This is a genomic window from Streptomyces sp. NPDC037054 (assembly GCF_055606745.1).
The window spans coordinates 386,035-401,905 of the sequence record NZ_JBVJSJ010000001.1; the positions used below are offsets into that span (position 1 = coordinate 386,035).

Annotated in this window: 11 protein-coding genes; 8 read left to right on the forward strand and 3 right to left on the reverse strand. The window is 72.2% G+C overall.

The window, feature by feature from the left end:
• Window positions 1-134 precede the first annotated feature (134 nt).
• A complete protein-coding gene (locus ACZ7D7_RS01745; RefSeq protein ID WP_470821499.1) occupies window positions 135-2,330 on the reverse strand; it encodes an ABC transporter family substrate-binding protein in 2,196 nt (731 codons plus the stop codon).
• Window positions 2,331-2,645: 315 nt separating this feature from the next.
• Here ACZ7D7_RS01745 and ACZ7D7_RS01750 point away from each other — a divergent pair, with 315 nt between their 5' ends.
• The 4 genes from ACZ7D7_RS01750 to ACZ7D7_RS01765 are packed head-to-tail and all read left to right on the forward strand — an operon-like array spanning window position 2,646 to window position 6,549.
• Window positions 2,646-2,936, forward strand: coding sequence for a hypothetical protein (locus tag ACZ7D7_RS01750; protein WP_470821500.1), 291 nt, complete (start codon window positions 2,646-2,648; stop codon window positions 2,934-2,936).
• A gap of 19 nt (window positions 2,937-2,955) precedes the next feature.
• Window positions 2,956-3,792, forward strand: coding sequence for a hypothetical protein (locus tag ACZ7D7_RS01755; RefSeq protein WP_470821501.1), 837 nt, complete (start codon window positions 2,956-2,958; stop codon window positions 3,790-3,792).
• Between the two features lie 46 nt (window positions 3,793-3,838).
• Window positions 3,839-5,782 carry a fumarate reductase/succinate dehydrogenase flavoprotein subunit gene (locus tag ACZ7D7_RS01760; RefSeq protein ID WP_470821502.1) on the forward strand — a complete coding sequence of 648 codons (1,944 nt, stop codon included), beginning with the start codon at window positions 3,839-3,841 and terminating at the stop codon, window positions 5,780-5,782.
• Entirely contained in the window at window positions 5,779-6,549 is a 771-nt protein-coding gene (locus ACZ7D7_RS01765; protein ID WP_470821504.1) for a succinate dehydrogenase/fumarate reductase iron-sulfur subunit, read from the forward strand. Before ACZ7D7_RS01760 ends, ACZ7D7_RS01765 begins: the two co-directional genes overlap by 4 nt.
• A gap of 7 nt (window positions 6,550-6,556) precedes the next feature.
• Here the strand turns inward: ACZ7D7_RS01765 and ACZ7D7_RS01770 are convergent, their stop codons facing one another.
• A complete protein-coding gene (locus ACZ7D7_RS01770; protein WP_470821506.1) occupies window positions 6,557-6,739 on the reverse strand; it encodes a hypothetical protein in 183 nt (60 codons plus the stop codon).
• 80 nt (window positions 6,740-6,819) lie between these two features.
• Here ACZ7D7_RS01770 and ACZ7D7_RS01775 point away from each other — a divergent pair, with 80 nt between their 5' ends.
• From ACZ7D7_RS01775 to ACZ7D7_RS01790, 4 genes are all read left to right on the forward strand, one after another.
• A complete protein-coding gene (locus ACZ7D7_RS01775) occupies window positions 6,820-8,457 on the forward strand; it encodes a hypothetical protein (RefSeq protein ID WP_470821507.1) in 1,638 nt (545 codons plus the stop codon).
• Between the two features lie 164 nt (window positions 8,458-8,621).
• On the forward strand, window positions 8,622-11,456 hold the full coding sequence (locus ACZ7D7_RS01780) for a hypothetical protein (RefSeq protein WP_470821508.1): 2,835 nt from the start codon (window positions 8,622-8,624) through the stop codon (window positions 11,454-11,456).
• A gap of 12 nt (window positions 11,457-11,468) precedes the next feature.
• Entirely contained in the window at window positions 11,469-12,332 is an 864-nt protein-coding gene (locus ACZ7D7_RS01785; RefSeq protein WP_470821509.1) for an immunity 49 family protein, read from the forward strand.
• A 31-nt stretch (window positions 12,333-12,363) separates the two neighbouring features.
• Window positions 12,364-13,224: an immunity 49 family protein gene (locus ACZ7D7_RS01790; RefSeq protein WP_470821510.1), complete on the forward strand. Its 861-nt coding sequence runs from the start codon at window positions 12,364-12,366 to the stop codon at window positions 13,222-13,224.
• 25 nt (window positions 13,225-13,249) lie between these two features.
• On the opposite strand, the gene ACZ7D7_RS01795 is transcribed toward ACZ7D7_RS01790, so the two are convergent.
• Window positions 13,250-15,859: a SpoIIE family protein phosphatase gene (locus tag ACZ7D7_RS01795; protein WP_470821512.1), complete on the reverse strand. Its 2,610-nt coding sequence runs from the start codon at window positions 15,857-15,859 to the stop codon at window positions 13,250-13,252.
• Between the last annotated feature and the right edge of the window lie 12 nt (window positions 15,860-15,871).

Below are 15,871 nucleotides of genomic sequence, written 5' to 3' on the forward strand. Positions count from 1 at the left end.
TGTGGTGCGCGGGCCCTGCCGGGCTGAACATGCCACGGCCTCACCCCATGGTACGGGGCCGCTGCCGCTGGGGCTTGCCGGGCCGAGACGGGGCCGCTGACGTGGACTTCGTTGACGTGGGCGGCCCCGGCGGTTCATCCCTTCTTCAGGAAGCCCATGTCCTCGTACACCGGCGTCTCGAAGCCGAAGGCTCCCGCGTTGGCCAGGTTCTTGCGGGCCGCCACCAGCTGGGGGCGCTGGTAGAGGGGGATGGAGCCGGCCGCCGCCCAGATGCGGGAGTCGGCCTTGCGGATCAGGGAGCGGGCCTCCTCCTCGTCCAGGGTGGCCGCGGCCTGCTCGAAGAGCTGGTCGACCTGGTCGGTGCCGACCCGGGTGTAGTTCTGCTCGACGCTCAGGGAGCCGTCGGCGGCCGGGACCGGCTTGGCGAAGATCGGGCGGGCGTCGGTGGCGGGGAAGGCGGACGCGGGCCAGGAGTAGAGGGCGAGGTCGTACTCGCCGGACGCGATGTGGTCCTTGAAGTAGCTCTCGTCGGACACCTTGGTCACGGCCGTGCGGATGCCGACGCGGTCGAGCATGCGGGTGATCCGGTCGGCCACGGTGCGCAGGGCCTCGGTACCGGGGCCCGACGGCAGCACGAAGCGGAGGGTGAGCGCCTTGCCGTCCTTGGCGAGCCGGTCGGCCGCGGCCCCGGCGGGGGCGGCGGTGCCCTTGGGAGCGGCCGTGCCCTTGGGGGCGTAGGCGCCGGAGGCGCTGTCGCGGTCGGCCTTGCCGTCACCGTTGCCGCCGTCGTCCTCGCCGACGATGTACGTGCCGTCGTCGTCCCCGGAGTCCTTGTCCTTGCCAGTGTCCTTCTCCGCGTCCTTCCCGGTCTTCTCGCCTTCGCCGCCGGCCGCCTTCTCGCCCTTCTGTTCCTTGACGGGTCCGCCGCGCACCCAGCCGGCGTCCGCGAGGAGGGCCTGCGCCCCCTCGGTGTCCTGGCCGCCGAGGGTGCCGCTGGCGTCGGCGTAGGCGGCCTGGCCGGAGAGCGCGAGGTGGCTGCCGACCGGCTCGGCGGGCAGGCCGAGGGGGTCGAGGACGGCGCGGGCGATCTCCTTCCGGTCCAGGGCGCGGGCCACGGCGCGGCGGACCCGCTCGTCGGCGAGCGGACCGTCGGCGCCGTTGAGGGCGAGCTGTGTGTAGGCGGGCTCCAGGGACTTGCGCACCTCGTACTCGCGCAGCGCCCGCTGCCGGCGTTCGTTCTTCCCGGCCGCCTCGCGCAGCTTCCGCCGGGCCTCGGTCTCGCGCTCGGCGGCCTCGTCGTCGGAGCCGTTCGCGACGGCCCAGGAGCGCGGGGCGTCGGCGGCGGACCCGGGGGCGGGCGCGAGGGCGGGGCCGGTGAGCGGGGCCCGGCCGGGACCCATCAGCGGCGGCGTACTGGCCGCCTTCGGGCGGGCGGCGACCGTGATGCCGCGGGCGGCCGAGGGGTCGATCTCGGCCAGGTCGATGGTGCCGGCCGTCAGCGCGGCGGTCCGCTCGTCGCGGGGCACGGAGCGCAGCTCGATCCGGTGGAGCTTGGCCGGGTCGCCCCACCAGCGCGGGTTGCGGACCAGGGTGACCTTCTCCTCTGCGCGGTCGACGCGTTTCACGGTGAACGGGCCGGCGGTGACCTTCAGCTTGCGGCGGGCCCCGTCGTTGAAGGCGTCGGGGCTGCCCATGACCTCCTTCGGGTACAGCGGCGAGAACAGCGACTGCCAGTCGGCGTAGGGGCGGCTGAAGGTGACCTTGACCTCCAGGTCGTTGGCGCCGCGCTGGATCTTCTCGATGCGCTCGTACCCGGCGTTGCGGGCGGTCCAGTAGGCGGTGTCCTTGCCGGACAGGGCGCGCCACTGGGCGGCGAAGTCGGCGGCGCCGACCTCGCGGCCGTCGCTCCAGACGGCCTGCTGGTTCAGCTTGTACAGCACGACCTGCTTGGGCTCGGTCTCGACGACCTTCGCCGACTCCAGGAAGTCGGGGTTGCGCTCGGCACGGCCGCGCGCGTCGAGCCGGTACATGGAGGGCAGGACGGCCTGGGCGATCCGGGAGGTGGTGGAGTCGGCGTCCGACTGGAAGGTGTTCAGGGTCTCGGGCACCGAGTCGACGGCCCAGCGCAGGGTGCCGCCGTCGGCGATCCGGTCGCGGGCGGCGGGCGCGATGTCCTGCTTGGCGAGGGGCTTGCCCGCCTCGTCCTCCGAGCTGCACGCGGTGAGCAGGGGCACCGCGAGGGCGCCCGCCGTGAGGAAGGCGACCGAGCGCAGCACCGCGCGGCAGCCGGGGGTCTGGCGAGAGGGCCTGGGTCCGACGCGGTGGGACATCTCTGGGTTACCTCCGGGAAGCCGCGGGCGGTATGATCACTTTTGGCCGTATATGGAGCTGATCAGATGTATGCGGCCACTGAAGAGGAAAGGGTTCGGCAGCGGGCGGCGACACGGCGGCGGGAGGGTCCAAGCCCACCCGTGCGGCGGAACGGGGCCCGGGGCGCGTCGTACGCGGCGTGCGCCGGCGGACGGGGACGCGCCTCGGCCAATCCGTGCACGTCCCTTCACACCGCCCGGTGTGACGCGCGACACTCTCAGGCGCATGAACGTTGCCGCCTTGGGTGGAAAAACCCGTGGAAGTGAGGGCAAGTCATGTCCGTGCACGACGACCTGACATCAGTCCAGCGTTGCCTCGACGACCTGAACCGGTCCGTGGGGCGCCTGGAGAAGCAGCTGGGCAGCGGCGGTCTTGAGATGCGCCGGGTCCGGACCGACGCCGAGCACCTGCGCGAGAGCGTGGCGCTGCTGCGGGCGGCCGCGGCGGCCCCGGCCGCGCAGAAGCGGCCCGAGCTGGTCACGATCTCCGACACGCCGTACGACCCGGCGCTGTGGACCGACTCCGACGACGAGGGGCTCGGCGCCCGCGACCGGCACGCTCCCTGACCCCGACCGGAGGCGAGACGTGGCCACTGGTACGGAACCTCCAGCCACAGACCCCAGTCCCCCGGGCGGCGGCGTGCGCAGCGGTGCGCGTGCCGCGATCGCCGCCCCTCATCTGCGGACCGACCGCTGGTGGCTGGCGCCCGCCGCCACCGTGGCCGGTCTGCTGGCCTTCATCGTCTACTCGACGTGGCGGGCCTTCGCCAACGCCGACTACTACGCGGCGCCGTACGTGTCGCCGTTCTACTCGCCCTGCCTCGCGGAGAACTGCGAGCCGATGCGGTCGGGGCCCAACTGGGAGATCTTCGGCAGCTGGTGGGGCATCTCCCCCGCCGTCATCATCCTGATCTTCCCGCTCGGCTTCCGGCTGACCTGCTACTACTACCGCAAGGCCTACTACCGGGGCTTCTGGGCGTCCCCGCCGGCCTGCGCGGTGGCCGAGCCGCACAAGAAGTACACCGGCGAGACCCGCTTCCCGCTGGTCCTGCAGAACATCCACCGGTACTTCTTCTACGCCGCGATCCCCGTCGCCGCGATCCTCACCTACGACACGGTGCTCGCCTTCCGCGACGAGCACTACGAGTGGGGCCACATGGGCCTCGGCACGCTCGTCTTCCTGGTGAACATCGTGCTGATCTGGGCGTACACCCTGTCCTGCCACTCCTGCCGGCACATCGTCGGCGGCAAGCTGAAGCACTTCTCCCGGCATCCCGTGCGCTACCGCATGTGGCAGTGGGTGGGGAAGCTCAACGCCCGGCACATGCTGCTCGCCTGGACGTCGCTGGCGAGCGTGGCGCTCGCCGACTTCTACGTGTATCTCGTCGCGTCCGGGGTGTTCGGCGATCCGCGCTTGTTCTGATGACGCTTCTTCCGATGCCGCTTCTTCTGATGAGTGAGGCCTTGAGATGTCCGTGGTCGACCGGCAGGAATGGGACGTCGTCGTGGTCGGGGCGGGCGGCGCCGGGCTGCGGGCCGCGATCGAGGCGCGCGAGCGGGGCGCCCGTACGGCCGTGATCTGCAAGTCGCTGTTCGGCAAGGCGCACACCGTGATGGCCGAGGGCGGCATCGCGGCGGCCATGGCCAACGCCAACGAGCACGACAGCTGGCAGGTGCACTTCCGCGACACGATGCGCGGCGGGAAGTTCCTGAACCAGTGGCGGATGGCCGAGCTGCACGCCCGGGAGGCGCCCGAGCGGGTGTGGGAGCTGGAGACCTGGGGCGCCCTGTTCGACCGGACGAAGGACGGCCGGATCTCGCAGCGCAACTTCGGCGGCCACGAGTACCCGCGCCTCGCGCACGTCGGCGACCGCACCGGCCTGGAGCTGATCCGCACCCTCCAGCAGAAGATCGTCGCGCTCCAGCAGGAGGACTTCCGCGAGACCGGCGACTACGAGTCCCGGCTGAAGGTCTTCCAGGAGTGCACGGTCACCCGCGTCCTCAAGGACGGCGACCGGGTCTCGGGCGTCTTCGGCTACGAGCGGGAGTCCGGCCGGTTCTTCGTCGTCGAGGCCCCGGCCGTCGTCATCGCCACGGGCGGCATCGGCAAGTCCTTCAAGGTGACGTCGAACTCCTGGGAGTACACCGGCGACGGGCACGCGCTGGCGCTCCTCGCGGGCGCTCCCCTGCTGAACATGGAGTTCGTGCAGTTCCACCCGACGGGCATGGTCTGGCCGCCGTCCGTGAAGGGCATCCTCGTCACCGAGTCGGTGCGCGGCGACGGCGGTGTGCTGCGCAACTCCGACGGCAAGCGGTTCATGTTCGACTACATCCCGGACGTCTTCAAGGACAAGTACGCCGAGTCCGAGGACGAGGCCGACCGCTGGTACGACGACCCGGACACCAACCGGCGCCCGCCCGAGCTGCTGCCGCGGGACGAGGTCGCGCGCGCGATCAACTCCGAGGTCAAGGAGGGCCGCGGCTCCCCGCACGGCGGTGTCTTCCTCGACGTCTCCACGCGGATGCCGGCCGAGGTGATCAAACGCCGGCTGCCGTCGATGTACCACCAGTTCAAGGAGCTGGCCGACGTCGACATCACGGCCGAGGCGATGGAGGTCGGGCCCACCTGCCACTACGTGATGGGCGGCATCGCCGTCGACTCCGACTCGGCGGCGGCGCGGGGGGTGCCGGGGCTGTACGCGGCGGGCGAGGTGGCCGGCGGCATGCACGGCTCGAACCGGCTCGGCGGCAACTCGCTGTCGGACCTGCTGGTGTTCGGGCGCCGCGCCGGCCTGCACGCGGCCGAGTACGCGGCGGGCCTGGCCGCCGCCCCTCCCCGGGTGGCCGACGAGGAGGTCGACACGGCGGCGGCCGAGGCGCTGCGGCCGTTCTCGGCGGAGGGCCGCGAGACGCCGGAGGACGCCGGGCGGCCCCCGGAGAACCCGTACACCCTGCACCAGGAGCTCCAGCAGACGATGAACGACCTGGTCGGCATCATCCGCCGGCAGGGCGAGATGGAGCAGGCGCTGGAGAAGCTGGCCGAGCTGCGGGGCCGGGCCCGGCGCGCGGGCGTCGAGGGGCACCGGCAGTTCAACCCGGGCTGGCACCTCGCCCTGGACCTGCGGAACATGCTGCTGGTCAGCGAGTGCGTGGCGCGGGCGGCGCTGGAGCGCACCGAGTCCCGGGGCGGGCACACCCGCGAGGACCATCCCTCCATGGACCGCGCCTGGCGGGCGGTCAACCTGCTGTGCGGCCTCACCGACCGGGCGACCGGCGAGGCGGCCACGGACCCGGTCCCCGGCCGGATCTCCCTCACCCGCGAGACGACCGAGCCCATCCGCCCGGACCTGCTGGCCCTCTTCGAGAAGGAGGAGCTGGTCAAGTACCTGGCCGAGGAGGAGCTGTACGAATGAGCGGCTACGAGGCCCGTTTCCGGGTGTGGCGGGGCGACGCGGACGGCGGCGGCCTCGCGGACTTCTCCGTCGAGGTGAACGAGGGCGAGGTGGTCCTCGACATCATCCACCGGCTCCAGGCCACCCAGGCCCCCGACCTGGCGGTGCGCTGGAACTGCAAGGCGGGCAAGTGCGGTTCGTGCTCGGCGGAGATCAACGGCCGTCCGCGGCTGCTGTGCATGACGCGCATGTCGGTGTTCGACCGGGCCGAGACGATCACGGTGACGCCGCTGCGCGCGTTCCCGGTGATCCGCGATCTGGTGACGGACGTCGGCTTCAACTACGACAAGGCGCGCGAGGTCCCGGCGTTCGTGCCGCCCGCCGGGGTCGGCGCCGGTGAGTACCGGATGATGCAGGAGGACGTGGACCGGTCGCAGGAGTTCCGCAAGTGCATCGAGTGCTTCCTGTGCCAGGACACCTGCCATGTGGTGCGCGACCACGAGGAGAACAAGCCGGCGTTCGCGGGCCCGCGGTTCCTGATGCGGGTGGCGGAACTGGACATGCACCCGCTGGACGCGGCGGCCGAGACCGGCCTGGACCGCAAGAAGGCGGCCCAGGACGAACACGGCCTCGGCTACTGCAACATCACCAAGTGCTGCACGGAGGTCTGCCCGGAGGGCATCAAGATCACGGACAACGCGCTGATCCCCTTGAAGGAGCGGGCCGTGGACCGCAAGTACGACCCGCTGGTGTGGCTGGGGTCGAAGATCCGCCGCCGGTCGTCGTAGACCGGCATCAAGGCGACCCGGGGGAGTTCGCGCGGTCCGCGTCCGTGCGGTTCAGGTCCCGGACACCGGTCCCGTCGAGCCGCCGCGCGAGCGCCGCGACGTCGGCGTCCTTCTTCCGCCCGTCGACGGGTGGGTCCGGGTCGTGGTGTCGGTCGTCGGGGTGGTGGTCCCCGTGCTCCGTCGGCTTCATCGGCGTGCTGCCCTCCCCCGGCGCCCCGCGGCCCCGGCTCCCGGTCGCGGAGCCGCTGCGCTGCTCATACGCTCCGGAATGTGACGCCTTCCTTCATCCGGAGCCTGGCACGGCGCGCGTCCCCCTCGCACGCGGGCGTGCGGGTCGGGCACGCCGTGCTGGGTGGTGCGGCCGGGGTCGTGTGGCTGGTGTTGCCGGTGATGACGACGGGCGGGACTGTTCCGGTTGCGATCAACGCTGTCGGGCCCGTGGCGAGCGCGGCGGAGGCGGTGCCGCCGCGCTCGTCCGTGCCCTCCCCCGCCTCCACGGCGGCGCAGGAGGACGAGACGTCGGGCTTCGAGCTGATCCTCCCCGTCGCCGTGGTCGGCGCCGCCGCGGTGCTCGGCGGATACGGCTACGTACGCCGCACGCGCCGCGCCCGCACGCGTACGACGCCGGGCGGCGCGCCCGTGACCCCTTCGGCCGTACCGGAGCTGGTCGAACTGGACGAGCGAGCAAGGGCGTTGCTGGTCGCGGCCGACGACTGGGTGCGCTCCGGCCGGGAGGAGTTCGACTTCGCCGAGGCGCGGTCGGGCGCCGCCGCCATGGCTCCCTTCGCGCAGGCCCTGCGGGAGGCGCGGGACGAGTTGGCGGCGGCGTTCCGGATGCGGGCGCGGTACGAGGACGGTGTGCCGGCCGACCCGGCGGGCCGGCGTCAGGCGCTGGTGGGGATCGTCGGGCGGTGCGAGGAGGCGGGCCGGCGGCTGGACGCGGCCGCCGACGACTTCGACCGGCTGCGCGGCCTGGACACGGACCCGGCTGAGGCGCTGACCGTCGCGGAGGCCAGGTTCCGGGAGCTGACCGCCCGTACGGCCGCCGCCGACGGCGTGCTCGCGGACCTGGTCAAGCGGTACGGGCCCGCCGCCTGCGAGTCGGTCACCGGGTACGTCGAACAGGCCAAGGACCGGCTGGTGTTCGCCACCACCCGCCTCAACGCGGCGCGCCAGACGGCCGACCGAGGCGAACTCGCGCAGGCGGCGCGGCAGTTGCGCTCCGCCGAGGGGGCCGTGGCTCAGGCGGGGGTGTTCGTCTCCGGCGTGGAACGGCTCGCCGCCGACCTGTCGACGGCCGAGGACCTGCTCCCGGCCGCGCTGACGGAGGCCGAGGCGGAGCCGACGACGACGCGGGGAGTCCCGCTCGACGCCGCCAGCACCGGGACGGGGACGCGCCCCGATACCGGCACCAGCGCCGGAACCAACGCCACCGCGGGCAGCGGCAGCGGCGCGCCGGACCTCCCCGCCGGGGAGTTGCGTGCACGCCGGATGCACGCGGACACCGTCCTGTCCGCCGTACGGAACGAGCTGTCGACCGGGATCTGCGACCCGCTGGACGCCCTGCGCCGCATCGTGCGGGCGTGCACGGCGCTCGGGGGCGCGCGCACCGGCGCCCTGTCGGCCGCCGCCCTGCTGGCCGCGCGCCAGTCCGTCGCCGCGGCGGACGGATTCGTCACGACGCACCGGGGCACGGTCGGCTGGACCGCCCGCACGCGCCTGGCGGAAGCCCGGCGGCTCCTGGACTCGGCCGCGCCGGACGAGCTGTCTGCCGCCGACACCCTGGCCCAGGAGGCACGCGACCTGGCGGAGCGGGACGTACGCACCCACGGGACCCCGTACGCCGGGTCCGACGAGCAGCACGCGCGCTTCGGCGGACCGCGCACGCGGGAGCGCGAGCGGGAGTAACGGGACCTGCCCGCCTGTGTAGTAGTTCCGTGACGGAATCAGCTCTCCCCACGCGCCAGTTCGTATGATGGACGGACTTGACGGAGACTCACGCGAGCTGAACGACAGGCGGGTTGGGCCTGGCAGGCCGGAGCGACGCGGACGTACGGGGGTTGGGGGAAAGCGTGATCAAGCCGGGGGAGATTCCGCAGTTCACGGGCGATCTGGCGCAGTTGGAGAAGGACTACGGCGACCTGAAGAAGGACGCCGGGAACATCCGGGACGCCGGCACCGACGTCCACTCCCAGTTCCAGGGCCTGTCGGCGTACTACCAGGCTCCGGAGGCGGAGCAGCTGTTCGCGACGACGAAGCCGGTGCAGGACCGTGCGGACGGTTTCGCGGACGACTTGGAGACGGTGTCGTCGGCTCTGTCGTCGTATGCGACGGAGATCCGGCCGCTGGTGGCGAAGTTGAAGCAGCTGAAGACGGACGCGGCGGCGTTCGTCGACTCCGTCAAGGACGACGACGAGTGGGAGTACGACGAGGACAAGGTCTCCGAGCACAACCAGCTGCGTGATGACATCACGGCGACGGTGGCGGCGTTCTGGGCTGCGGAGCGGACGTGCCACAACAAGATCACGGCGTTGTGGGGCGGCACGCAGATGGTCGCCGGGGACGGCTCGGACCGGAAGGACCAGTACGGGTTCTCGGCCGAGGACATGAAGAACGCCAAACTCCCCTGGGGTGACCCGGTGGAGGAGAAGCACCACTGGTACGAGGTCGGCCACTGGGTGAAGTCCTTCGTGTGGGACGGGCTGATCGTGGACGGCATCTGGGGCACGATCAAGGGCCTGGGCACGCTGGTGGGCTTCGGTGGCTGGGAGGCGATGGGCCAGGCGTGGAAGGGCCTCGCACAGCTCGCCACCGGCCTGGTGCTGACGTCGATCCCGGGCGTGGGCGCGATGTTCTGGACGCTCCCCGACAACCAACTCCCGTCCTGGATCCGTGATTCGCGTACCGCGATGAAGGAGACGGGCAAGGCGCTGGTGGCGTGGGACCAGTGGGGCAAGAACCCGGCCCGCGCGGCGGGCGCGGTCACGTTCAATGTGCTGACGACCGTGTTCACCGGTGGTGCGGGTGGTGCGGTCGCGGGTGCGGGCAAGGCCGGTGCGGTGGCGAAGGTGCTGGGCACGGCGGGCAAGGCGATCGACCCGATGACGTACATCGCCAAGGGCGCGGGCGCGGGGTTGTCGAAGATCGGTGACATCAGTGCGGCGCTGAAGGGTGTCGGGAACATCGACATCCCGGCGATCCCGGAGAACGCGTTCACCCTCCCCGACGGGGCGGTGCGCCTGCCGGACGGGACGGTGAACCTGCCGGAGGGCGCGGCCCTGCCGGACGGCGCGACGCGTCTGCCGGACGGGAACGTGAAGCTCCCGGACGACGTCACCGTGCTTCCGCCGGGGACGGTGAAGCTTCCGACCGAGGACGGTGTGCCGGCGCAGTACATGGATCCGGACGGCAACCTCCTCGACGAGGGCGGCAATGTCGTGCAGAAGGGCGCGGACGGCCCGGGCGACATCGTCGACCAGCCCGACACGACCCCGCCCGTGTCGGGCGCGGACAATCCGCGTGTCGACTCCCCGGTCCGCGAGCCGGCCCTGGTGGGCGCGGGTGCGGCGACGGTGGACAACGCGGGCCAGGCGGTCCGGCTGGGCAGCGACGGCCTGGACGACCTGGGCCGGGTCGGCGACGACTTGAACAACCCGGGCACGCGGGTCGAGGGCCCGGGCGGCATGGCGGACAATCTCCCCGGCGGCACCGCCGGCAACAACCTGCCGACGAACAGTGTGGACAGCGTCGCTCCCGGTACCGGCGTGGGCGACAACGTGCCGGGCGGTCCTGGCAACCAGGTCCCGTCCAACAGCGTGGACAACGCCGTGTCCGGCACCCCGGACGCGGGGCTGCGTCCGGGTGGCCCGGGCGGCCCGATCTCCCCCGGTGCCCTGGACGAACTGGCCGGGCGGTTCGGCGACGACGGCCTCGGCGGCCTGGGCCGTACCGGCGACGACCTGGGAGACGTCGGGAATGTGGCCGACGAGGCGAGCACTCCCGCGAACCAGGCGGACGAGGGCACGGGAGCCGCCGACGAGTCCCGCCCGGCGCGGACGCCCGAGGAACAGCAGAAGATCATCGAGGAGCAGGTCCACAAGGCCAACACGGACCCGGACTGGTTCAAGGACTACTACCGCACGGACGGCCACCGGCACAGCACACAGCTGGTCGACGAGAACGGCGATCCGCTGCCCATCCTCGCGAAGGACTCGGACGGAAACTGGATCGCCCGGGATTCCATGCCGTCCAAGCAGCCGCCCCCGAGGCTCGACCCGGTCCCGGTCGGCATGGACTCCCTCAACAAGACGCAGATCGATCACCTCGACAGCGTGGCGAAGGACCGCCAGGTCGCCGCGGAACTCACCGCGGCGGAGAAGGCGGCCAAGGCCAACCCGGCCGACACGGCGCTGCAGGACGCGCTCGCCGAGGCGCAGAAGGCGTACGACCAGCGCCTCGCCGGCACGCCCAACAACAGCGCGATACCCGAGCGCCTCGGCGAGGAGGCCGCTCGCGTCCATGTCGTTCCCGAGCGGTTCGCCGACTACCAGCCGGTGACGCTGCCGAAGACGCCCAACGGCGCCAACATGTTCGACCAGTTGTACAAGCGGGACGACGGCAGTTATCTGATCGTCGAGGCGAAGGCCCCCAAGAGCGACCTGATCTGGCGCCAGGGCGCCGGCCCCGCGAAGGGCTGGATGGTACGGCAGGGCACTTCGGAGTACGTCCACACGATCATCGCCGAGATGATGGGGCGCAGCGCCGCGGACGTACGCATCGCCGGCGACCTTCTGAAGGCGTGGCAGAGTGGCAAGCTGGACTATGTCCTGGTGAAGGCCAACGAGAACACCGGCAGTTACGCCGGGGCCACGTTGGAGGAGTTCCCGATCAACTACAAGATCGACTAGAGGAGAGCGTCAGTGGCAACCACCGTTCCCCGCCACGAGTTTCCGATGGACGACGTGCCGGACACTCTGGACGCTCTCGGCGAGACCGCGAAGTGGATCCTCGAGGAGTTCCCCGACTCCCCCGTTCTGCGCCCGCAGGCGCTGAGCACGGCGCTCACGCTGGCGCAGCAGCGCTGTGCGGTTGACCCGCAGGCGGTGAAGTTCGAGACGTGGGAGGCGTGGGTCACGGCCATGCAGACCGGGTCCGCGCTGTTCGCCGCGGCGACCGCGCCCGAGGGCGGCAGTGTCACCTGCCGGATCGGCGAGCGCGAGCGCACCCTCCCCGCGACCGGGCCCGAGTCCCATCTGAACGCGGGGACGTGGGTCACCTCCTTCTACCTGGCGATGATCTGCCGCGACAACGACGGCCTGCGCCGGCTCGCCGAGGTGCCCGTGCCGCTGCTGCGTGACTCCGGCGCGGTCTTCGACGAGTACGTGTACTCCTGGGTGGAGGCGCTGCAGAGCTTCTGGCTCGGCCGCCAGGACGTGGGCGAGAAGCTCGTCGCCGCGGTCGACGGCTCCGCCCCGGAGGCACTGCGGTACGCGGACGCCGACCTGATGTCCAAGATCCTCTATCCGCCGATGATCCTGCTCTACCGCGTGATCCGCCGCGACTCCGCCGAGTTCGGCAAGGCACTGTCGGACGCCCTGCGGTGGCACAAGGAGTACTGGACCGCCGACGAGGCCCGCGCCACCAGCGCCGACGGACTCGTCGCCCTCGGCCCGCTCGCCATGGCCTGCCTCGCCCGCGACCAGGGCATCACCGTGGACATCGAGTCCGAGTACCTGCCCAAGGCGCTCCTGGACTACGCCTGGATCGGCGAGATCGACTACTGACCGGCGGGTTGCTCCGAGGAGAACGAGCACAGTGACCGTCACGATCGCCCGGCACGGGGCGCCCGGGCCCAACGCCGAGCGGTTCGCCGAGGCTCTGCGCGGGAGCACGGCCGCGTCGATCGAGCGGCTGGAGTCGGCGCCCGCCATGATCGACGCGACGTTCACCAAGTCCCTGCTGAACGTGCGCGCGCAGTGCACGGTGGACGCCCGGGCCGCGAAGCTGGAGACGTGGGAGTCGGTCGTCGCCGCCATGCAGCTCGGCTCGGTGATGTTCGCCGTGACCGGCGGCACCGGCGGTGCCGTGGAGACCCGCGTCGACCACGAGGTGCGACGGATCCCGGAGATCGGCCCGCGCCCCTACGCCGACGCCGGCAACTGGCTCACGGCCTTCTGGCTCGCCATCGTCTGCCGCGACCAGAAGCGCATGACCGGCCTCTGCGAGATCCCCCTCGACCGGCTGCGCTCCCCCGACGGCGCGTACGACGCGTACGTCCACCACTGGGTGGACGCGCTCCAGACCTACTGGCTGCAGCGCCCGGGACTGGTGGAGAAACTCACCGCCACCATTGAGGGCTCCAGCCCCGACGTCGCCACGACCGCTCCCCGCGACCTGCTGCAACAGGTCCTGTATCCCCCGATCGACCTCTTCCACCGCTTCCTGCGCCAGGACCACGAGGGCTTCAACGAGGCGCTCGCCCAGGCCCTGACCCTGCACAAGCTGTACTGGACGGCGGACGAGGACCGCGAGAAGGACCCCGAGGGCCGCATCGCCCTCGGCCCCCTCGCCATCGCCTGCCTGGCCCACGACGGCGGCATCCCCGTCGAGGTCGAGTCGGAGTACCTGCCCCACCACCTGCTCCGGCGCAGCTGGCTCGGCGAATTCGACACCTGACCCCGAGCGTGGTGGGTCCCGGCGCTCAGAACAGACTCAGCAACGCCTCCGCCGGATCCGTCAGGCTGGTCTCGCCGTCCGGGAGGGGGAGTTCGAACCAGACCGTCTTGCCTCGGGGGGTGCGGCGGGAGCCCCAGGCCGCGCTGAGGAGGCCGACGAGTTGGAGGCCGCGGCCGCCCTCGTCGGTGTCGCGGGCGCGGCGGCGGCGGGGCTGGACCAGGCCGGAGTCCCAGACCTCGCAGACCAGGGTGCGGTCGAGGAGGAGCCGGAGGCGGATGTCGCCCTCGCCGTAGCGCAGGGCGTTCGTGACCAGCTCGCTGACCAGGAGTTCCGTCGTGTCGACCAGCGGCTCCATGTCCCAGCTGAGCAGTTGCGCGCGGGCGTACTCGCGGGCCCGGCCCACGCTGCGGGGCTCGCGCGGCAGCGTCCAGTCGCCGACGGACTCGGCGGGCAGCCCCTGCACGCGGGCCATGAGCAGGGCGATGTCGTCCTCGCCGTGGTGGGTGTCGAGGGTGTTGAGGACGTGGTCGCAGACGTCCTCCAGGGGCCGGGTGGGGTCGGTGAGCGCTCCGACGAAGGCCTGGAGTCCCTCGTCGAGGGGGTGGTCGCGGGACTCGACGAGGCCGTCCGTGTAGAGGGCGAGCAGCGCGCCCTCGGGGAGTTCGACCTCGACCTCCTCGAAGGGTTCCCCGCCCACGCCGAGCGGCATGCCCGGCGGCACGTCGAGCATCAGCGCGGACTCGCCGGGTTCGACCAGCACGGGCGGCAGGTGGCCGGCGTTCGCGAAGGTGCAGCGGCGGGTGACGGAGTCGTAGACGGCGTAGATGCAGGTGGCGAGGTAGACCTCGGACAGGTCGGCCTCGCGGGGGCGCCGGGCCGCGCGTGTGGCCTGCTGGACGCCGCCCGGTGCGCCGAGGCCGCGGGCGATCTCGTCCAACTGGGAGAGGACTTCGGCGGGTTCGAGGTCGAGCAGGGCCAGCGTGCGGACGGCCGTGCGCAGTTCGCCCATGGCGACGGCCGCGCGCAGACCGCGGCCCATCACGTCGCCCACCACCAACGCCGTGCGGTGGCCGGGCAGTTCGATGACGTCGAACCAGTCGCCGCCGACCTCGCTGGGCCGGCCGGTGGAGGCGCTGCCGGGCAGGTAGCGGCAGGCGATGTCGAGGCCGGAGGCCTCCGGGTCGCCGGGCGGGAGCAGGGACCGTTGCAGTATCAACGCCCGTTCGTGCTCGCGCCGGTAGAGGCGCGCGTTGTCGATGCAGACGGCGGCCCGCGCGGCGAGTTCCACGGCGAGGTCGCGGTCCCGGTCGCCGAACGGCTCGCTGCCCTTGGTCCGGGCGAACTGCGCGAGGCCGACGACGGTGTCGTGCGCGACCATGGGCACGGCGAGCGTGGACTGCACGAGTCCGCCGTCCTCACCGGGGACGGTGCGCGGCCGGGCGGTGCGCAGGGCGTCCGCGCAGTGCGAGGTGAAGGCGTAGTGGTGGACGGCGCCGACGGCCACGTGGTCGCCGGTGCCGCCGAACGGCGCGTCGGCCACGGCGCTGGCGAAGGCGACGCGGCGCAGTTCGGCGCTGCCGTCGGCGAGGCCGGGCGGTGTCTCGTCGCCGGCCAGGAGCCCTTGGTAGAGGTCGACGGTGGCGACGTCGCAGAAGCCGGGGACGACGACGTCGAGGAGTTCGCGCGCGGTGGTCTCCAGGTCGAGGGAGTTCCCGATGCGGGCGCCGGCCTCGTTGAGGAGGGCGAGATTGCGCCGTGCGGCGGCGGCTTCGCGGGCGGCGGCGCGGCGTGAGGTGATGTCGGTTCCCAGCCAGGCGACGCCGATGGGCCGGCCCGAACCGCTGTGCACGCGGTAGAGGTTGACGGACCAGTGGCGGCGCTCGTCGGAGCCCGGCACGAAGCCCGTGACGTGCATGTCCGTGATGGACTCGCCGGTCTCCAGGACGCGCCGCAGGGTGGCGGCGACCCGCTCGGCCTCGCCGCGCGGCAGATAGTCGTGGACGCCCTGGCCGCGGTGGTCGTCGGGGGAGCCGCCGAAGACGGACGCGAACCGCTGGTTGGCGCGGCGCACCTTGAGCTCGGTGTCGATCAGCAGGAAGCCGAACGGAGATTGACCGAATATGGCCTGCGAGGCGGCGAGGTCGGTCTCGATGCTGCGCAGCGTGCGGACGTCCACGACGATGCAGACGGCGGCCTTCTCCCCGTCCTCGGTGCGCGTCGGCATGACGTACACCTCGGCGAGGGCGTCGCCGTACTCGCGGGGCCCGATGCCGGGCGCCTTGAAGGGGACGACGCCGGTCCACTCGCGGCCGTCGAGGATCTCGGCCATCTTGCGCTGGCCCTCGGCCCGCTTGTCGGGGTCGACGAAGACGGCGATGGGGTCCATGCCGACGGCCCGCTCGGCGGGGATGCCGAAGATCTGCTCGGCGCGCAGGCTCCACTGGTCGACGAGCCCGTCGGCGCCGATGGAGAAGGACGCGACCTTGATGTAGTCGTAGATCGAGCCGGGCGGGCTGCTCTGCCACATCGCGTCACCGGTCGGGGCATCGCCGGAGACGAGGCCGTCGGCGGCCCGTCCTCTCGCGCCGCCCGCCGGGTCCTCGGACTCCGTGGCCTTCGCTGGTATCTCGCTCACGCGAACCGTCCC